Raw genomic sequence first — 18699 nt, forward strand, 5'->3', positions numbered from 1 at the left:
CCGCGGCGCGCCGGCGGAACTTGATATAGAGAATGGGCGAGCCCAGGCAGCGATAGGCGTGGTCAAAAAGGTCCTCAGCTTCTGGCGTAGATGGGTCGGGGGCGGCAAGTTCCGGATCGCCGCGGCCCTGTTCCTGGTCGTCAGCGCCTCGGTGCTGTTCTGGGCCAGCCGCGACTACACGATCGTGGCGCCCGACTGGGAAGGCCAGATCCGCGGCGTCACCTATGCGCCGAGCCATGTGTTCTCGCTGCGCGAGCACAACCACATCACGCCCGCCCAGATCGACCGCGACATGGCGCAGCTCTCCCAGCTCACCGGGCGGGTGCGCACCTACACGGTGGGCGGCGGCATGGACAAGGTGCCGGAGATCGCCCGGCGCTACGGCCTGATGGTGTCGCTCGGCTGCTGGATCTCGCCCGACGCGGAGCTGAACGAGACCGAGCTGGCCCTGTGCATCAAGACCGCGCTGGCCAACCGGCGCGTCATCGACCGCGTCTTCGTCGGCAACGAGGCGATCCTGATGGGATACGTCACGCCCGACCAGCTCAACGGCTACATCAAGCGCGTGCGCGAGGCGCTGCCCGACCGCATCAAGGTGACGACGTCCGAGCCGTGGTCGACCTGGCTGTTGACGCCGGAGATCGGCCAGTATGTCGATGTCATTTCGGTGCACCTGCTGCCCTATTGGGAAGGCGTCTCCGCCCACGATTCGCTGCGCATGCTCGAGCACGCCTACAACGACGTGCAGGAGGAATTTCCCGACAAGCCGGTGATCATCGGCGAGGCCGGCTGGCCGTCGGAAGGGCGCACCAAGCGCTTCGCCGAGCCGTCGGTCGCCAACGAGGCCTATTTCATGCGCGGCTTCGTCCAGCTCGCGCGCGAGAAGGGCTACGACTACTACCTCATGGAAGGCTACGACCAGCCCTGGAAGATCGCCAATGAGGGTTCGGTCGGGGCGAGCTGGGGGCTCTACGATTCCCTCGGCACGCCGAAATTCAGCTTCAGCGGATTGCTGCGCACATTCCCCGAATGGCGCACCTATGCGCTGTTCGCCTCGGTGCTCACGCTGGTTCTCGGCCTGATGATCCTGGGCTGGATGCCGCGCATGCGCCAGCAGGGCTATCTCGTGATGGGCGGCCTCGTCGCCGCGGTGACGACGGGTCTTCTGGTGCTGATCGACGCGAGCTCGCTCGAATATGTCGATCCCGCCGACCTCGCCATGATCATCGCCATGGTGCCGCTGGTCTTGCTCGCCTCGACCGTGATCCTGACCGAAGGCATCGAACTGGCGACCAGCCTGTGGCGCGTCGAACGCCGGGCGCTGCGCACCGCGATCCCCAAGGTGAGCCCACGCGTCTCCATCCATGTGCCGTGCTTCAACGAGCCGCCGGCGATGGTGATCGAGACGCTGAACGCGCTGGCGCGGCTCGACTACGACAATTTCGAAGTCATCCTGCTCGACAACAACACGCCCGACGCGGCGACCTGGAAGCCGGTCGAGGCGCATTGCGCCACGCTGGGCGAGCGCTTCCGCTTCTACCACTACGACAATATGGCGGGCTTCAAGGCCGGCGCGCTGAACGAGGCGCTGCGGCTCACCGATCCTTCCACCGACTATGTCGCGGTGATCGACAGCGACTACCAGGTCGAGCCGTTCTGGCTGCGCCGCGCGCTGCCGTTCTTCGCCGCGCCCGACATCGCGCTGGTGCAGGGCCCACAGGACTATCGCGACGCCCACCAGAACGCCTTCAAGGCGATGGCCTATCAGGAATATCGCGGCTTCTTCCAGATCGGCATGGTGGAGCGCAACGAATACAACGCCATCATCCAGCACGGCACGATGACCATCGTGCGCCGCCACGCCTTGCAGGAGGTCGGCGGCTGGGCCACCTGGTGCATCACCGAGGACACCGAGCTCGGCCTCAAGCTGTTCGAGGCCGGTTATGGCGCGGCCTATATCCCCGAAAGCATGGGTTCGGGCCTGATGCCCGACACGCTGGATGCGTTCATCTCGCAGCGCTATCGCTGGGTCTATGGCGCGATGCAGATCATGAAGCGCCATGCCGGCGCGATCTTCCTCGGCCGCACCAGGCTCACCGCCGGCCAGCGCTACCAGTTCCTGGTCGGCTGGCTGCCCTGGATCTCCGACGGCTTCGGCCTGATCGTGACCTTCCTGGCGCTGGCCTGGACCGCGGCGATGTGGGCGGCGCCCCAGACCTTCGACGTGCCGCTGCCCGCGCTCTCGGCCGCCGCGCTGGCGCTGTTCGTCGCCAAGACGATGAAGACGCTGCTGCTCTATCCGCAGAAGGTGCGCTCCGGCATGAAGGGCGCCATCGTCGCCTCGGTCGCGGGCCTCTCGACCACCCACGCCGTCGCCAAGGCGGTGATCGCCGGCCTGTTCACGCGCGGCCAGCCCTTCCTGCGCACGCCCAAATGCGAGGACCAGGCGCTGCTCAGCCAGGCGCTGCGCAAGGTGTGGCAGGAGACGACGCTGCTGGTGCTGTGCGCGCTGGCGCTTCTGTCGCTGGCGACCGGTGCCGCGCTGGACGATCCGGCGATCCAGCTCTGGATGGTGATGGTCGCGGTACAGTCGCTGCCCTATCTGGCGACGGTGGTGACGGCGGCGATCAGCGCGATCTCGAACAAGCAGCGCAATGCCCGCCTCGCGGTGCCTGCCGCCCCAACCGCGCCCGATCCCGCTTTGCCGAAAGCGGCGTGATATTTTCCTCCCCCGCGTTGGCGGGGGAGGTGGCACGGCGTCGCGAAGCGAAGCCGTGACGGAGGGGGCCAGCGCGCTGGCCCCCTTCGCCTCGCTGCGCTCGGCACCTCCCCGCCAACGCGGGGGATGAAATCAGAGCGCGATCACCTTCCCCGGATTGAGGATGTTCCTCGGATCCAGCGTGCGCTTCAGCATCCGCATCACGTCGAGCTCCGCCGCGCTCTTGTAGAGCGGGAGCTGGTCGCGCTTCTGCACCCCGATGCCGTGCTCGGCGCTGATCGAGCCGCCGAAGGCGTGCACGATGTCGTGCACGATCCGCTGCACCTCTTCCCAGCGCGCCAGGAACGCCCCCGGATCGCCCCCGACGGGCGCGCTGAAATTGAAATGGATATTGCCGTCGCCGATATGCCCGAACGATACCGGCCGCGCGCCGGGAACCGCCTTCAGCACCGCCGCCGTCGCCGTGACGAGGAATTCCGGGATCGCGCTCACCGGCACCGACACGTCATGCTTGATCGAGGCGCCCTCGCGCTTCTGCGCCTCCGACATGTTCTCGCGCAAGGACCACAGCGCGGCGCGCTGCGCATCGCTCGCGGCGATGACGGCATCGTCGACGTCCGCCAGCGCCGCCTCGAAGGCGCCGGTCAGATCGGAACCGCTGCCCGCCTCGACCAGCACGTACCAGGGCGAAGGTTTGGACAGGGGATCGCGCGCGCCGGGAATGTGCGCCAGCAAGAGTTCGAGCCCGATCCGCGGCAGGATCTCGAAGGCGCTGACGAGCCCGCCCGTCGCCTCCTGCATCCGCCCCAGCAGCGCCACGGCGGCGGCGGGCGAGGGCAGGGCGACGAACGCCGTGGCGCGCATCGCCGGCCTGGCGAACAGCTTCAGCGCCGCGGCGGTGATCACGCCGAGCGTGCCTTCCGCGCCGATGAAAAGCTGCTTGAGGTCGTAGCCGGTATTGTCCTTGCGTAGCGTGCGCAAAAGGTCGAGCACCCGGCCGTCCGCCAGCACGACCTCCAGCCCCAGCACCAGGTCGCGCGCCATGCCGTAGCGCAGCACCGCGACGCCGCCGGCATTGGTCGAGAGGTTGCCGCCGATCGTGGCGCTGCCCTCGGCGGCCAGGCTCAGCGGAAACAGCAGGCCGGCGTCGTCCGCCGCCTTCTGCACCCGGGCGAGGATCATGCCCGCCTCCACCGTGATCGTGTGCGCGGCGGCATCCAGCGCGCGCAACCGGTTCATGCGGCCGAGGCTCAGCACCACTTCGCCGTCGAACGGGATCTGCCCGCCGACCAGTCCGGTATTGCCGCCCTGCGGCACCACCGCCGTGTTCGTCTCGTTGCAGATCGCCAGCAGCGCGGAGACTTCCGCCGTCGTCGCCGGCTTGAGCAGGAGCGGCGAATGGCCGTGATATTTGCTGCGCCATTCCTCCAGATGCGGCGCGATCTCCGCCGGGTCTTCCGAGAAGCCCTTGGCGCCGGCGGCCGCCTTCAAGCGTGCAAGCGTTTCGCTGTTCATGACGCGTCTCGCGGGGCCGCCGCGCGGCGCAGCCGGTCGTTGATCGCTTCGCCCAGGCCCTCGTCCGGGATCGGCATCACGGCGATGGCCCGCGCCGCGTCCAGTTCGTGCAGCATCGCGAACAAATGGGCGGCGGCCTCGCGCAGATCGCCGCTCCGGCTGAGATTGCGCGCCTCGGCCGGCGCATCCGGCCCGAAACCGAGCAGCGTCTCGCCGGGGCCTGCCGCGCGCGCGTTCAGGCGTAACACCGCGTGCGGTGCGTAGTGGCTGGCAAGCTGTCCCGGCGACTGCACCTTTGCATCGCGCGGCGCAACCAGCCCGCCGGCGACGGCTTCGATGGCCGCGCGCGAAATCGCTCCGGCACGCAGCAGGACCGGCTCGCCGGCATCGAACCCGATCACGGTGGATTCCAGCCCCAGCGGCGCGGCGCCGCCGTCGAGGATCAGATCGACCGTGTCGCCGAGGCTCTGCGCGACATGCGCCGCCGTCGTCGCCGTGATGCGGCCCGAGGCGTTGGCGCTCGGCGCGGCGATGGCGAGGCCGCTTTGCGCGATCAGCTTCGCCGCCACGGGATGCGCCGGCACGCGCAAGGCCACGGTGTCCAATCCGGCGCTGACCAGTTCGGAGAGGCGGCAATCGCGGCGGCGCGGCAGGACCAGCGTCAGCGGTCCCGGCCAGAACGCCGCCGCCAGCTTGCGCGCCATCTCGTTGAACATCGCATGCCGCTCCGCCTCGGCGGCATCGCGGACATGCACGATCAGGGGATTGAAGCGCGGCCGTCCCTTGGCCTCGAAGATGCGCGCCACGGCGCGGCCGTTGGCGGCATCGGCGCCGAGGCCGTAGACCGTCTCGGTCGGGAACGCCACCAGCCCGCCGTCGCGCAGCAGGCGCGCGGCATCGGCGATGGCGCCGTCGTCGGCGTGGCGGATCGTGGTGGTCATGCCGCCATTCTATACGGAATTCACGAGGCCTTTGTCGCGGTCAGGTCGACCGTGATGGTCACGGCATGGGCGATGGGCGTCTCGCCCGCCCATTCGCCGCTAGTGCCAAGCCCGAAATCGAGCCGGCTCACCACCGCCTTGCCGGTCATGTGCGCCGTATTGCCGGCGATGGTCAGGGTGAAGGGCAGGGTGATCGCCTTGGTCACGCCGTGCAGGTTCAGCCGGCCGGTCGCGACATAGGTGTTGCCGCCGGTGGCCTTAAAGCCGGTCGTCTCGAACACAGCGGTCGGAAACTGGGTGACGGAGAATCCTTCCGCGCCCTTCAGGCCGTCATCGTTGTCCGCCGAACCGGACTCCTCGCTGTCGAGCGCGATGGAGACCTTGGCATGCGCCGCCGCCAGGTTCGCGCGATCGAAGTCGATCGTCGCGTTCCACGACTTGAAGCGCGCGTCGAACGCCTCGCCACTCCATTGCACCGAAAAGCCGAGCCGGCTCTTCGCCGGATCGACGGTCCACCGTGCCGCCGCCGCCGGCGAAGCCGCCAGCAGCACGAGGCACAGAACCGCCAGCGCGCGCTTCACGGATCGCCCACCGTCGTGCCGGGCACCATCCGGCGCAGCACGTCGTCGCCGCGCAGGACATGGTGATACAGCGCCGCGATCACATGGATCGGAATGAGCACGATCGCCGTCCAGGCGAGATAGACGTGCACCGCCTCGTACATCTCATGGACGGAATGAAGCTGCTCGCGGGTCTGCCCGGCGTAGAAGCCGAGATTGGGCCAGACGAACAGCCCGAAATAATTCGTGCCGTTGCCCAGGGGCGAAGCCGACACCATCAGCCAGCCCGACAGCGGAATGACGATGATCAGGAAATAGAAGAACGCATGCGTGAAGCGCGCGAACCCCGCGACGACGGGATGCATGCCGGGCGGCAGGCGCGGCACGGGGTTGACCAGCCGCCAGCCGAGCCTGAGCAGGCTGAGCACCAGCACGGTCAGGCCGATCGACTTATGCGTCTGGATGATCATGAACTTGTCGGGATCGCTGCGCGGCAGATCGCCCATATAGAGGCCGAGCGCGATATTGGCGATGAGCAGCGCCGCGACGATCCAGTGGAAGGTCATCGCGACGGTGTTGTAGCGGAGCGGACGTGCCGGCACGGCTCAGCCTTTCTGCTTCTGGAACAAGGCTTCGATGGTCAGCTTGACCTCGTCGCCGACCAGGCTGTTCCAGCGCATCTTGTCCATCCCGAAATCGCTGCGCTTGATCGTGGCCGTGGCGTGGAAGCCGAGATAAAAGGCCGGCCCCATCGGCGAGGGCGCCCCGCCGTTGAACGTCACGTCGAAGGTGACCGGCCGGGTCACGCCATGGATGGTCAGATCGCCCGTCATCTTGCCCGACGCCGGCCCGGTGCGCGTCAGCGCCGTGGAGGTGAACGTCGCTTGCGGGAATTTGGCGGTGTCGAACACGTCGGCGGCCGCCAGCTCCTGCAGCAGCTCGCTGTTGGGGACGTTGAGGCTGAGCATCTCGATGGTGACCGACACCGAACTTTTCTCCGGCGCGCCCGGCGTGAAGTTCAGCGTGCCCGAGGTCTTCTCGAAGCGGCCGTAATAGTCGGTCAGATCCAGATGCGGAATCGCGAACAGCACGACGGTGTGGCGCGGCTCGATCTGATAGGCGCCGGCCGGCGCCTGCTTGGGATCGGTCGAAACGCCGGCGGCCTGCGCCACGGCGGCGTGGAGCGCGAAGGCGGCTCCCAGAACGGCAAGTCGGCGCATGATTCCTCGCTGAGGGATGGGTTCCCTCCACATATAACGCGTATCCGCCCCGCATGCAGCGCCGTGACGGGGTAAATATCGCCCGCTTGACGGGCCCGCCGCCCCCTACCCATAGTCGAAGGAACCGCTATTTCCCGAAAGGCTCCCTTGTGAGCGCCACCGAAGTCCGGGTCCGTCCCGGCAGCAATCTCGATTATCCGTTCGAACACAGGCCCGAGACCGGCGACAGCATCGTCGTGGCGCCCGGCGTGCACTGGGTGCGCATGCGCCTGCCGATGCAGCTCAATCACATAAATTTGTGGCTGCTCGAGGACGGCGACGGCTGGACCGTGGTCGACAGCGGCATCCGCAACGAGGAAACCACCCAGGCCTGGGAACAGCTCTTCGCCGGCCCGATGCAGGGCCGCCCGGTCAAGCGGGTGATCGTCACCCACATGCATCCCGATCATATCGGGCTCGCCGGCTGGCTGGTGCGCAAATTCGGCGTGCAGCTCTGGATCACGCGCACCGAATATCTGATGTGCCGCAACCTCGTCTCCGACACCGGGCAGGAGGCGCCGGCGGAGGCGCTGCGCTTCTATCGCGCCGCGGGCTTTCCGGAGGACATCCTCGAAAACTACCGCACCCGCTTCGGCGGTTTCGGCCATGGCGTCTACAAGCTGCCCAGTTCCTATCGCCGCATCGTCGAAGGCGAAGAGCTCGTCATCGGCGCCAACACCTGGCGCGTCGTCGGCGGCAACGGCCATTCGCCCGAGCATGCTTGCCTGTGGTGCCCGGAGCTGAACGTGTTCATCTCGGGCGACCAGATCCTGCCGAAGATCTCGTCCAACGTCTCGGTGCATCCGACCGAGCCCGAGGCCAATCCGCTGCAGGACTGGATCGACAGTTGCGCCAGGCTGAAGCGCGTCGTGCCCGACGACGCCCTGGTGCTGCCCTCGCACAACGAGCCGTTCCGCAAGGCCACGCTGCGCCTCACCGAACTGATCGCGCATCACGAGGAAGGGCTGGAGAAGCTTTACGCGCTCTGCGCCGAACCCAGGCGCGCGGTGGACGTGTTTCCCGCCCTGTTTCGCAGCCGCATCACCCAGGGCAATTTCGGCATGGCGACGGGCGAGAGCCTGGCGCACCTGAACTGCCTGCGCGCCCGCAGCCGCATCCTGCGCAGCACCGACAAGGACGGCATCGACTGGTACGAGGCGATCTGAATTCCGGTTACCTTTTGCGCATATCCCGCGTGCAAGCTGGCGCGAGCCGTGCTGAATGGGCGAATGCTTCGCACCTTCCTGCCAGCCATCTTGCTTCTCGCCGCCGCGCCCGCCCATGCGGCGGTCTTGCCGTCCTGCGCCGGGCCGGTCGAAATCTCCGGCACGCAATTGCTCCGCGTGGAGCGCAACGGCGCGGTGATCCTCACCGACGGCCGGGCGATCCATCTGGAGGGCATCCGCCTGCCGGGTGGCGCCGCGGATCGCGCGCCGCAGAGCTTCGCCGACCAGGCGATCTCCGCGATCCTGGCGCTGGCGCGCAAGGCGCCGCTGACGCTGACCGCCGTGCCGCCCAAGGAAGACCGCTACGACCGCGTGCGCGGCCAGCTCTTCGCCGGCGACGGCGCCTGGGTTCAACTGGCATTGGTGCAGCGCGGCCTGGCCCGGGTCGCGCTGGCGCCGGATCGCACCGACTGCTTCACCGAACTCTATGAGGCGGAGGCCAAGGCGCGGGCCGCACGCATCGGCCTGTGGTCGGTGCCGGCCTATGCGGTGCGCACGCCCGACAGCGTCGGCCGCGACACCGGCACCTTCCAGGTCGTGGAGGGGACGGTGAAGAACGCCGAACTCAAGAATGGCCGCGCCTATCTCAATTTCGGCGCCGACTGGCGCACCGATTTCACGGTCACTGTCGATCCGGAGGACATGCCGAACTTCCGCAAGCTCGGCGTCGACCCGCGCGCCTATGCCGGCCAGACCGTCCGCGTGCGCGGCCTGGTGCAATTCCTGAACGGCCCGGAGATCGAAGTGGCCAATCCGCAGAGCGTGGAAGTGGTGCCTTAGCAACCACCAAAATTGTCATGGCCCGCGAATGCGGGCCACCCAGTTGAAAGTGGCAATCTGCTTGTAAGGTTGGGGCTCTCAAAATTGTGAGAAGATGCAAACGTCACCTGGGTGGCCCGCATTCGCGGGCCATGACAGCTTATTTTGTGTTTTCGCCCATGCCGCAAAAAAGGCCCGGAGTTGCCTCCGGGCCTTTTCGCAGTCGATAGAGCGAAGGGGCTTACGCCGCCTTCTTCAGCAGCATGCCTTCGACGCGCTTGACGGCCGACGGCTCGTCGGTCTTCTCGACGGCGGCGACTTCGCGCGCCATGCGGGCCAGCGCCGCTTCGTAGAGCTGACGCTCGGAATAGGACTGCTCCGGCTGGCCGGAGGCGCGGTGCAGGTCGCGGACCACTTCGGCGATCGACACGAGGTCGCCCGAATTGATCTTCGCTTCGTATTCCTGGGCGCGGCGCGACCACATGGTGCGCTTGATGCGGGCGCGGCCCTTCAGCGTGTTGAGCGCGTTGTTCACGATGTCCGGCGAGGAGAGCTTGCGCATGCCCACGGCCTTGGCCTTCATGGTCGGCACGCGGAGCGTCATCTTGTCCTTCTCGAAGGTGATCACGAACAGCTCCAGCTTCATGCCGGCGACTTCCTGTTCCTCGATCTTCATGATGCGGCCGACGCCATGGGTCGGGTACACGACATGGTCGTTGGTCTTGAATTCATGCTTGGTCTTGGTGTTGGTGTTCGCGGGCGTCTTGGGCTTCGCGGGGACGGGTGCGGGGGCGGTCTTTGCGGTCGTCATGGTTCACTTTCGTTCGGCTCCGCCGTCGCGCCTGAAAGCGCCCGGGGAGCCTTTGGCCTTACTCTGAACTGCAACCGAAACGTGCTTCGGCGCCGGAATGTTGCCAGACCGGTGAGGGGTGCCGTCGAACGTTTCAGATCGTGGAATTATATATCACAGTTCCTCCGTAAACGGAAGGAGAAACTGACAAGGCCTTGAAATTTCGGCGTTTATTACGATTCGCGGCCAAAAGACCCGAAAATTCAACTGGTTAAATTCGCCGCCGGCAAAGGTTAACGACCGGCGGCCGCCGGCCAATGGTTAATTCTACGAGCCGGAACCGGGTTTATCCGAAAAGTACTTGGCGAACTTGTCCGGTTTGCCTTCCCAGTCCTTGGCATCGGCCGGCGCGGTTCCGTGCTGGGTGATGTTCGGCCACTTCTTGGCGTATTCGGCGTTCAGCGACAGCCATTGTTCCAGGCCGCTCTCGGTATCGGCCTTGATGGCTTCCGGCGGGCATTCCGGCTCGCAGACGCCGCAATCGATGCACTCGTCGGGGTGGATGACGAGCATGTTCTCGCCCTCGTAGAAGCAGTCCACCGGGCAGACCTCGACGCAGTCCATGAACTTGCACTTGATGCAGGCTTCGGTGACGACATAGGTCATGTGCGGGCGGTCCCTTAGGCGTAGGCGAATGTAAGTCAGCGAAGCGTCATACGGGAGGGGGGCCTTGAGGATCAAGCCCGCCGTCCGCGACGATTTCGTACAGCAGCCGCGCTTCCGGCGCGGGCCCGCGCCGCTCCCCGAAGGCAACCACGCGCACGACAAGGACATCGCGGCCGGTCGGCACGGTCAGGAGGTCGCCGATCTTGATCCCGCGCCCGGCCTTTTCGGTCCGCGCGCCGTTGAGCCGGATGCGGCCCTTCTCGGCCGCCTCCTGCGCCAGCACGCGGGTCTTGTAGAACCGCGCATGCCACAGCCATTTGTCGATGCGGACGCGGTCTTCGCTCACTTGCGCACGAGCGCAGCCAACCCCGCGAATGGAGAATCCGGGCGGATCTCCACTTTGAATTCCTTCGGCGCGCGGCGGTCGGGGCGATGCTTGGCCTTTCGCTCCGGGCGGGGCAGGGCCTTGCGCCAGACTTTCGTCACGCCGTTGCCGGTGTCGGCGACATCGACGATCTGCCAGCCCATCTCGGCCAGCACGCCTTTCAACTCATCATTGCCCGAGCCGATCAGCGAAACCAGCTTGGGCAGCAGCGTCTCCGCGTCGATGCCGGCGGCGGCCCCCTTCTCGAGTTCCTCGTCGAGCCGCTCCAGCATGTCGAGCCGGATGGCGCGCCTGCCGATGACGCGGAAGCCGGCGGCGGCGAGGAATTCGCGCGGCAGCTTCGCGTCGTTCACGAAGGACGTAAGTCCCGGCTGCGGCGGCGCCGGGATCCGCTCATGCTTGGTCCACACGCCCCACAGCAGCGCCAGCAGCGACGCCGCCTCGGGCCGCAGCATCTTGGGCAGGTAGACCGAGCGCCGCCCGAACCACACGCCGAACGTCTTCAGCGCACGGATTAGCGGACCGAGCTGCTCGGGCAGTTGCAGCTTGGCGCGTTCCAGCGATCCGAAATGCTCCAGCAATTGATGCGCGATGCCGCGCGCCGCGCCGGGCAGGGCGTCCGCCGTGCCGGCCTTGGCCTCGACCGCCTCGCGCAGCGCCAAGAGGGGCTGCAGCCGCGCCGCGATCCGTGCACGGACGAAAGTCTCCAGCCGCGCCTGCACGCCCTCGCGCAGATCGCCCTTCAGCCGCTCGTCGGCCAGCATGTCGACGCGCGGTTCGAGCGCCGACGGCCCGGCGGCGAGATGCGCCACCACCGCGCCGTCCCACCACAATTTGCCGTGCTCGCTGAGCGAGATCGCCTTGTCGTCGGCTTCGGAAATCCGCCGTGCCCGGGCGTAGAACTCGCCCTCCAGCCCGCGCATCGCCGCCGCGCGCAGGGTGCGGCCGTGAATGCCTTCCGCCCGCGCATCGGGCTCGAAGCGGAAGCCTTCCAGCTTGCCGACCACTTCGCCGCCGATGGCGACGCCGCCGGAATCGTCCAGCGTCAGGTCGATGATGTCGTCCTCGCGCAGCCGCTTCATCAGCACCGAGGTACGCCGGTCGATGAAGCGCTGGGTCAATTGTTCGTGCAGCGCATCGGACAGCCGATCCTCGACCGCGCGGGTCACGCCCTGCCAATGGACGCTGTCCTTGGTCCAGCTCGATCGATGCGAGGCGTAGGTCCAGGTGCGGATCTGCGCCAGCCGTCCGGAGAGCGTCGCGACATCGCCTTCGGTGACGTTCAGCCGCTCGATCTGCCGCGCCAGCCAGTCGTCGGGCAGGACGCCGTCGTCGCTGGCGAGGAACAGGAAGATCGCGTGCACCAGCCGCACATGCTCGTCCACCGACAGCTTGCGGAAGTCAGGCAATTGGCAGGCGTCCCATAGCCGGTGCACGCCGCCGCGCGAATTGGCCAGCGCCTGCACGTCTTCGAGCGCCGCGAGCGTCCTGAGCGCGATGAAATCGCTCGACGGCCGCGCCTTGGCCAGGCCCTTCAGCGGCGGTGGTTCGTCGAGGCTTGCGATCAACCTGTCCAGCGACGCGAAATCCAAATTCGAATTGCGCCATTGCAGCACGCGCACCGGATCGTAGCGGTGGCCCTCCACCCGCGCGACGAGTTCGTCCTCCAGCGGCTCGGCCTCGGCGGTCGTGCCGAAGGTGCCGTCGTTCATGTGCCGCCCGGCGCGGCCCGCGATCTGCCCGACCTCGTCGGGGCGCAAGGGCCGCATCTGGGCGCCGTCGAACTTGTCCATCGCCGCGAAGGCGACGTGGTCGACATCCATGTTGAGGCCCATGCCGATCGCATCGGTCGCCACCAGGAAATCGACGTCGCCGCTCTGATAGAGCTCGACCTGCGCGTTGCGCGTGCGCGGGCTGAGCGCGCCCAGCACCACCGCCGCGCCGCCGCGCTGGCGCCGGATCAGCTCGGCGATGCCGTAAACGTCGTCGGTGGAGAACCCGACCACCGCCGCGCGGCGGGGCAGGCGGGTCAACTTCTTGTGGCCGGTATAGGCGAGGTCGGAGAACCGCGCCCGGGTCATGAAATAGGCGCCCGGCACGAAGCGCTGGATCGCGCCGCGCATGGTGTCGGCGCCGAGCAGGATGGTCTCCTCCTCGCCGCGCGCATGCAGCAGCCGGTCGGTGAAGACATGGCCGCGCTCGAAATCGGCGCAGAGCTGAATCTCGTCGATCACCAGGCAGGCGACCGGAATATCGAGCGGCATCGCCTCGACGGTGCAGACATAGTACCGCGCGTCGGGCGGCACGATCTTCTCCTCGCCGGTGATCAGGGCCGCGACGCCCGCGCCCTTCAGCCGCACGACCTTGTCATAGACCTCGCGCGCCAGGAGGCGCAGCGGCAGGCCGATCATGCCGGAGCGGTGCGCCAGCATGCGTTCGATGGCAAAATGCGTCTTGCCGGTGTTGGTCGGGCCGAGGACCGCCGTGGTCCTGGCCGCCGCTGGCGCACCGTGTCGCGCCGTTCTCTGGTTCATCGCCTGCCGAACATGGGTGGGTTGGGTGACAGTCGCAAGCGGCAAGGGCGCTACGGAATGCCGCCCGGGGAGGCCGCTGTGGATCGTCCGTAAACGGAAGGTACGTTCCGCGAACGAACCGGGCCCGAATCACTAACCGATAAAATATCATCCTTTGTTCTCATACGTTTAGTGGAAAGTCAAGACTATCGGACCACTACATCTTGTGGATTTACCTAGTCGTGGAGTCGGACGGGCTTATCCACCGGTTAATCCGTACCCGGATGATTTGTTACGGAACGAAGACAAAGGCATGACAGGTTTGACGGCCATTTCGCACCTGCGATACTGCCGCCAAACACCAGGAAAGCGGGAACCATGAGCGGCGACGGGAAGACACCGGAAAGCTGGGCCAAGGCGGCTCGGAAGGAATTGAAGGACCGCCCCCTGGCGAGCCTGACCTGGCGCACCCCGGAGGGCTTCGACGTCAAGCCGCTCTACACCGCCGCCGACCTGGAAGGCTTCGAGGCGGCCCATTCGCTGCCCGGCCAGATGCCCTATATGCGCGGCGTGCGCGCCACCATGTATGCCGGCCGGCCCTGGACCATTCGTCAGTATGCGGGCTTTTCGACGGCGGAGGAGTCCAACGCCTTCTACCGCAAGAACCTCGCGGCCGGGCAGATGGGCCTGTCGGTGGCGTTCGACCTCGCCACCCATCGCGGCTATGACAGCGATCATCCGCGCGTCGCCGGCGATGTCGGCAAGGCGGGCGTCGCCATCGACTCCGTCGAGGACATGAAGATCCTGTTCAGCGGCATCCCGCTCGACAAGATGTCGGTCTCGATGACCATGAACGGCGCGGTGATCCCGATCATGGCGAATTTCATCGTCGCCGGCGAGGAGCAGGGCACGCCCGCGGCCAAGCTGTCAGGCACCATCCAGAACGACATCCTGAAAGAATTCATGGTGCGCAACACCTACATCTATCCGCCGACGCCCTCGATGCGCATCGTCGCCGACATCATTGAATACACCGCCAAGAAGATGCCGAAATTCAATTCGATCTCGATCAGCGGCTATCACATGCACGAGGCGGGCGGGACGGCGGTGCAGGAGCTTGCCTTCACGCTGGCCGACGGCATCGAATATGTCCGCGCCGCGCTCGCCAAGGGCCTGGGCGTCGACGAATTCGCGCCGCGCCTGTCGTTCTTCTTCGGCATCGGCATGAATTTCTTCATGGAGGTCGCCAAGCTGCGCGCCGCGCGGCTGTTGTGGTCGCGGATCATGGACGGCTTCGGCGCGAAGAACGCGGAAAGCCTGATGCTGCGCACCCATTGCCAGACCTCGGGCGTGTCGCTGACCGAGCAGGACCCGTACAACAACGTGGTGCGCACGACGATCGAGGCCCTCGCGTCGGTATTGGGCGGCACGCAGTCGCTGCACACCAATTCGTTCGACGAGGCCATCGCGCTGCCGACCGAATTCTCCGCCCGCATCGCGCGCAACACCCAGCTCATCCTCCAGAACGAGAGCCAGATCACCAAAGTGGTCGATCCGCTGGGCGGCTCGTACTACGTCGAGGCGCTGACGCATTCGCTGGCCGACGCCGCGCAGGCGATCATCGACGAGGTCGAGGCGATGGGTGGCATGACCAAGGCGGTCGAGGCCGGCATCCCCAAGCTGCGCATCGAGGAAGCCGCGGCGCGGCGCCAGGCGCGCGTCGATCGTGGCGAGGACGTGATCGTCGGCGTCAACAAGTTCCAGCTTGCCAAGGAAGACGCGCTCGATGTCCGCGCCATCGACAACGCGCAGGTGCGCGATTCCCAGATCGCCCGGCTCAAGCAGGTAAAGGCGGCGCGCGATCCGGCGAAGCTGAAGACCGCGCTCGATGCCCTGATCGCCGGCGCCAAGGGCAACGGCAACCTCCTCGAGCTCGCGGTCGAGGCGGCGCGGGCGCGCGCCACGGTCGGCGAAATCTCCGACGCGATGGAGAGCGTGTTCGGCCGCCACCGCGCCGAGATCCGCTCCATCGCCGGGGTCTACGGCCAGGCCTATGAGGGCGACAACGAATTCGGCGCCATCCGCGGCGAGGTCGAAGCCTTTGCCAAGGAGGAGGGCCGCCGCCCGCGCATGCTGGTCGCCAAGATGGGCCAGGATGGCCACGACCGGGGCGCCAAGGTGATCGCCACCGCCTTCGCCGATCTCGGCTTCGATGTCGATATCGGCGCGCTGTTCCAGACGCCGGAGGAAGTCGCCAAGGACGCGATCGACGCTGATGTGCACGTGATCGGCGTTTCCAGCCAGGCGGCGGGCCATCTGACGCTGGTGCCGCTCCTGATCGATGCGCTGAAGAAGCAGAAGGCCGACGACATCCTGGTGGTGGTCGGCGGCGTGATCCCGGCGCAGGATTATGACACGCTGAAAAAGGCCGGCGTCGCCGCGATCTTCGGCCCCGGCACCAACATCCCCGACGCCGCCCGCAACGTGCTCAAGCTGATCCGCGCCCGGGCCCTGCACCACGCGGCGGAGTGATGCGGGTGCCGACGCGCCGCGGACTTCTCGTGACCGTCGTGCTGACCGCAGCAGGCGCGGCGGTCGCGACGATCGTCGAGATCGCTGCCACCTACATCGCGATGATAACGACCCTGTACAGCAAATTCGGGCTGCCGGTCGGCGCAATCTATTCCGCGATTGCCGGCGGTCCGATCTGGCGAGAGCTTGTCGAGACGCTCCTCGCTTATGCGGTTCTGATTTGGCCGCTCGCGGCATGGCGCCTGCCGCTAGTCGGATCCATCGGCGGCCTTGTCGTCTTGCAGGGCGTCTTGTTCACGGTTGCCGGCGGCGGGCGAATCCAAATCGCCATGGTCCTGCTGTCCATCGTCGGAATGTTTGTCATCGTGTTGCTGCGAGCATTTGACTGGGCACACAAGAGATTTGGCGGGGAGACAACATGACCGAAATCGCCCTCATCGGACCCGGCGCCATCGGCGGCACGGTCGGCTTCGCGCTCCTGGAGAAAGGACGGGACCTTATCGTCTGCGCCAATCGCAGGTTTTCGGAACTCGCCCTGACGCGGGCCGACACCAAAGAGCGCCGCGCGCTCCCCGTCGAGGTCGTCACGTCGCCCGCCGACGCAAGTCCGGCCGATTGGGTGCTGCTCTGCGTGAAATCGCATCAGACGGATTCAGCCGCCGCCTGGCTGAAGGCGACGGTCGGCCCGGACACCAAGATCGCCGTGCTGCAGAACGGCGTCGAGCACCGCGAACACGTCGCGCCCTATATCGGCCCGGGCAACGCGGTGGTGCCGGTGGTGGTGATGCTGCCCGCCGAGCGAACCGCGCCCGGCGAGATCATGACCTTCGGCGGCGCCGCGCTCACTGTTCCCGACGATGCCGCCGGCCGCGCATTCGCGAGCCTGTTTGAAGGAAGCTTCGTCAAAGCCGTCACGGACGCCGATTTCACTTCGCGCGCCTGGGAGAAGCTCTGCATGAACGCGTGCAGTGGCGCGTTGTGCGCGATCCTGAACCATCCGGCGGCGCTGGCCGTCTATCCCGATTTGCGCCCGCTCGGCGAGCGCATCGTCGAGGAGACCATGGCGGTGGGCCGCGTCGAGGGCGCGACCTTCCCGGACGGCTTCGCCAAACAGATCGTCGGTCTTTTCATCCATCCGGGCGGGCGCGGCAATTCGATGTATTACGACCGCCGCGACGGCAAGCCGCTGGAATGGGACGCCCGCAACGGCGTCGTCGCGCGCCTCGGCAGGAAGCACGGCATCGCGACGCCCGTGGCCGACACCATCGTGCCGATCTTGAAATCGCTGAGCGAAGCACCGGCATAGGTGCCGGGTATCTCCACTTCCGTAAACGATCCCGGCTGTGCGCTGTCGATCGCCGCCGCAATTTCGGATTGCCTTGCCCGGATAAGCTTCCAGCGGCCCTTGCTAAGAACGACGATTGCGATCTTTCGTCCGGCCAAATTCTGCTGGTAACGAAGGTTTCGATCGGTCGTGACGAAGACGCCGAAACCTGCACGCTCGGCCGCGTCGAGCAACTCGCCGTTTCGCAAGGTGTCCCAGCCTCGGGCGCGGGTCTCCTCAACGAGGTGCCCCGTCAGTACGACAGCAAGTCCGCGCGGCGTTCCGTTGTCGAACAGAACGCGGATCAGCGCTCGGTCAGCGCCGGATCGAGGCTGCGGGCGGCGAACTCCAGCACGGCCTGGATTTGCTCGCGTGTGACGGGAAACTGCGCCATCACCTCGTCGATGGTCAGTCCATCTTCCAGGTTCTCGAAAATCGTCGCGACGGGAGTCCGCGTGCCCTTGAACAGCCACGCGCCGCTGACCTTGCCGGGAATGCTCTCGACCGCCGGACATCGCGACCAGTCCAAGACCGGCATTGCCACTCACTCCTGCGCCTTCCGCCACAGTCTAGCCGAAGAGACGTTCACGGTCACCGCCCCGCGCTACCCCGCCGGCTTCAGCGGCGCGCCGTCGACCCGAAGCTGCGTCGCCACCGCGGCGATCACGCCGTAATCGGTGCTCGCCCAGACGCGCAGCGGAACCACATAGCGCCGCCCCGTCACCGCGCTCGGGATCGTCGTGACCCAGGCGTTGATCAGCGGGAATTTCGCCGCGTCCTTGAGCACGCGCGGCTTGTAGCCGGAGATCTGCCGGTACTTCATCTCGCACAGCACCGCCGGCCCCTTGTAGAGCCCGTTGTCGAGCGCGACCGTGGTGTCCTTCACCTTCACGAACTCGACGTCGTAGCGCCGCCGCCCATCGAACACCGGCAAGAGGACCGAGCACGGATTGTCCGCCGACATGCCGACGCCGGAGACGAAATAGGTGATCGCGCTCAACGGATCGAACGTCCCCTTCTGCTGCGCCGGCGGCACCTCATAGCCGGTGGTCGGATAGACCGGATCGGCATAGAGCCGGACCGGCCCGCCCTCGTCATAGGTCAGCGAGACTTCCTGCTTCTTGTCGGCATGCCCCGTGTAGAACGAATCGTAGAGGCCGGGATGGAACGCCTTGGGCGCCACCGTGCCGGTGGACGTCGCCTGGATCTCCGACTGCCAGAACGCATTGACGATGCCCGAGGTCTGCAGGTTCGACACCGAATGGTACTGGTCGCCGATGATCTTGGTGTTGAGGTCGACCTTGCCCAGCGTCACGCCGCCGGCATAGAGCGTCATCGCCATCTGCAAGGTGGAGCCCGGCTGGGACGGCGTCTCGCCGCCCGAACCGCCGGCGGCGAAGGCGGTGCCCCCAAGCAGCGCGGCGGCGACAAGCGCAAGGACGGCGTGACGAATTTTCATTGTTCCGGGCTCCTTGTGGAGGCGCAAAGTAGCGGCGCGGACGCTCCAAAA

17 protein-coding genes are annotated in these 18699 nt (G+C 66.7%); 6 read left to right on the forward strand and 11 right to left on the reverse strand.

What is annotated here, in order from left to right:
• The first annotated feature begins 58 nt into the window (after positions 1-58).
• A complete protein-coding gene (locus WDM86_06840) occupies positions 59-2719 on the forward strand; it encodes a glycosyltransferase (GenBank protein MEI9989739.1) in 2661 nt (886 codons plus the stop codon).
• 132 nt (positions 2720-2851) lie between these two features.
• On the opposite strand, the gene WDM86_06845 is transcribed toward WDM86_06840, so the two are convergent.
• The 5 genes from WDM86_06845 to WDM86_06865 are packed head-to-tail and all read right to left on the reverse strand — an operon-like array spanning position 2852 to position 6955.
• Positions 2852-4234, reverse strand: a complete 1383-nt coding sequence (locus WDM86_06845; protein MEI9989740.1) for an FAD-binding oxidoreductase — start codon at positions 4232-4234, stop codon at positions 2852-2854.
• Positions 4231-5175, reverse strand: a complete 945-nt coding sequence (locus WDM86_06850) for an L-threonylcarbamoyladenylate synthase (protein ID MEI9989741.1) — start codon at positions 5173-5175, stop codon at positions 4231-4233. Before WDM86_06850 ends, WDM86_06845 begins: the two co-directional genes overlap by 4 nt.
• A gap of 20 nt (positions 5176-5195) precedes the next feature.
• Positions 5196-5756, reverse strand: coding sequence for a YceI family protein (locus tag WDM86_06855; protein ID MEI9989742.1), 561 nt, complete (start codon positions 5754-5756; stop codon positions 5196-5198).
• Entirely contained in the window at positions 5753-6337 is a 585-nt protein-coding gene (locus WDM86_06860; GenBank protein MEI9989743.1) for a cytochrome b, read from the reverse strand. Before WDM86_06860 ends, WDM86_06855 begins: the two co-directional genes overlap by 4 nt.
• Before the next feature lie 3 nt (positions 6338-6340).
• Positions 6341-6955, reverse strand: coding sequence for a YceI family protein (locus WDM86_06865; GenBank protein ID MEI9989744.1), 615 nt, complete (start codon positions 6953-6955; stop codon positions 6341-6343).
• A 149-nt stretch (positions 6956-7104) separates the two neighbouring features.
• Here WDM86_06865 and WDM86_06870 point away from each other — a divergent pair, with 149 nt between their 5' ends.
• A complete protein-coding gene (locus tag WDM86_06870; GenBank protein ID MEI9989745.1) occupies positions 7105-8160 on the forward strand; it encodes an MBL fold metallo-hydrolase in 1056 nt (351 codons plus the stop codon).
• A 63-nt stretch (positions 8161-8223) separates the two neighbouring features.
• The gene (locus WDM86_06875) at positions 8224-9000 is read left to right on the forward strand and encodes a thermonuclease family protein (GenBank protein ID MEI9989746.1); all 777 of its coding nucleotides are present in this window, start codon (positions 8224-8226) and stop codon (positions 8998-9000) included.
• A gap of 220 nt (positions 9001-9220) precedes the next feature.
• Here the strand turns inward: WDM86_06875 and WDM86_06880 are convergent, their stop codons facing one another.
• The 4 genes from WDM86_06880 to WDM86_06895 all read right to left on the reverse strand — a co-directional run bounded on the left by WDM86_06880 (position 9221) and on the right by WDM86_06895 (position 13354).
• Positions 9221-9790: a CarD family transcriptional regulator gene (locus WDM86_06880; protein MEI9989747.1), complete on the reverse strand. Its 570-nt coding sequence runs from the start codon at positions 9788-9790 to the stop codon at positions 9221-9223.
• A 306-nt stretch (positions 9791-10096) separates the two neighbouring features.
• A complete protein-coding gene (fdxA, locus tag WDM86_06885; protein MEI9989748.1) occupies positions 10097-10435 on the reverse strand; it encodes a ferredoxin FdxA in 339 nt (112 codons plus the stop codon).
• Between the two features lie 46 nt (positions 10436-10481).
• The gene (locus WDM86_06890; protein MEI9989749.1) at positions 10482-10781 is read right to left on the reverse strand and encodes an RNA-binding S4 domain-containing protein; all 300 of its coding nucleotides are present in this window, start codon (positions 10779-10781) and stop codon (positions 10482-10484) included.
• Positions 10778-13354: a helicase-related protein gene (locus WDM86_06895; GenBank protein ID MEI9989750.1), complete on the reverse strand. Its 2577-nt coding sequence runs from the start codon at positions 13352-13354 to the stop codon at positions 10778-10780. The genes WDM86_06890 and WDM86_06895 overlap by 4 nt, the downstream gene beginning before the upstream one ends.
• 357 nt (positions 13355-13711) lie before the next feature.
• Here WDM86_06895 and scpA point away from each other — a divergent pair, with 357 nt between their 5' ends.
• Genes scpA through WDM86_06910 form a run of 3 tightly spaced genes read left to right on the forward strand, consistent with a single transcriptional unit; the run spans position 13712 to position 17171 of the window.
• Positions 13712-15865, forward strand: coding sequence for a methylmalonyl-CoA mutase (scpA, locus tag WDM86_06900; protein MEI9989751.1), 2154 nt, complete (start codon positions 13712-13714; stop codon positions 15863-15865).
• A 29-nt stretch (positions 15866-15894) separates the two neighbouring features.
• The gene (locus tag WDM86_06905) at positions 15895-16287 is read left to right on the forward strand and encodes a hypothetical protein (protein MEI9989752.1); all 393 of its coding nucleotides are present in this window, start codon (positions 15895-15897) and stop codon (positions 16285-16287) included.
• The gene (locus WDM86_06910; protein ID MEI9989753.1) at positions 16284-17171 is read left to right on the forward strand and encodes a 2-dehydropantoate 2-reductase; all 888 of its coding nucleotides are present in this window, start codon (positions 16284-16286) and stop codon (positions 17169-17171) included. Before WDM86_06905 ends, WDM86_06910 begins: the two co-directional genes overlap by 4 nt.
• A 322-nt stretch (positions 17172-17493) precedes the next feature.
• Here WDM86_06910 and WDM86_06915 read toward each other — a convergent pair whose 3' ends face one another.
• Together WDM86_06915 and WDM86_06920 are read right to left on the reverse strand one after the other, a co-directional pair.
• Positions 17494-17727, reverse strand: coding sequence for a DUF433 domain-containing protein (locus WDM86_06915; protein ID MEI9989754.1), 234 nt, complete (start codon positions 17725-17727; stop codon positions 17494-17496).
• Positions 17728-17793: 66 nt separating this feature from the next.
• A complete protein-coding gene (locus tag WDM86_06920; GenBank protein ID MEI9989755.1) occupies positions 17794-18648 on the reverse strand; it encodes a DUF3108 domain-containing protein in 855 nt (284 codons plus the stop codon).
• Positions 18649-18699: the final 51 nt, after the last annotated feature.

The sequence above is a fragment of the Rhizomicrobium sp. genome (genome assembly GCA_037200045.1).
In the GTDB taxonomy this organism is placed as follows: Bacteria; Pseudomonadota; Alphaproteobacteria; order Micropepsales; family Micropepsaceae; genus Rhizomicrobium.

Bases quoted from the DNA above. Each gene is read 5' to 3' on its own strand.
- WDM86_06845 (MEI9989740.1), bottom strand. From the start codon at position 4,234: ATGAACAGCGAAACGCTTGCACGCTTGAAGGCGGCCGCCGGCGCCAAG.
- WDM86_06850 (MEI9989741.1), bottom strand. From the start codon at position 5,175: ATGACCACCACGATCCGCCACGCCGACGACGGCGCCATCGCCGATGCC.
- WDM86_06865 (MEI9989744.1), bottom strand. From the start codon at position 6,955: ATGCGCCGACTTGCCGTTCTGGGAGCCGCCTTCGCGCTCCACGCCGCC.
- WDM86_06875 (MEI9989746.1), top strand. From the start codon at position 8,224: ATGCTTCGCACCTTCCTGCCAGCCATCTTGCTTCTCGCCGCCGCGCCC.
- WDM86_06880 (MEI9989747.1), bottom strand. From the start codon at position 9,790: ATGACGACCGCAAAGACCGCCCCCGCACCCGTCCCCGCGAAGCCCAAG.
- fdxA (MEI9989748.1), bottom strand. From the start codon at position 10,435: ATGACCTATGTCGTCACCGAAGCCTGCATCAAGTGCAAGTTCATGGAC.
- WDM86_06895 (MEI9989750.1), bottom strand. From the start codon at position 13,354: ATGAACCAGAGAACGGCGCGACACGGTGCGCCAGCGGCGGCCAGGACC.
- scpA (MEI9989751.1), top strand. From the start codon at position 13,712: ATGAGCGGCGACGGGAAGACACCGGAAAGCTGGGCCAAGGCGGCTCGG.
- WDM86_06910 (MEI9989753.1), top strand. From the start codon at position 16,284: ATGACCGAAATCGCCCTCATCGGACCCGGCGCCATCGGCGGCACGGTC.
- WDM86_06915 (MEI9989754.1), bottom strand. From the start codon at position 17,727: ATGCCGGTCTTGGACTGGTCGCGATGTCCGGCGGTCGAGAGCATTCCC.
- WDM86_06920 (MEI9989755.1), bottom strand. From the start codon at position 18,648: ATGAAAATTCGTCACGCCGTCCTTGCGCTTGTCGCCGCCGCGCTGCTT.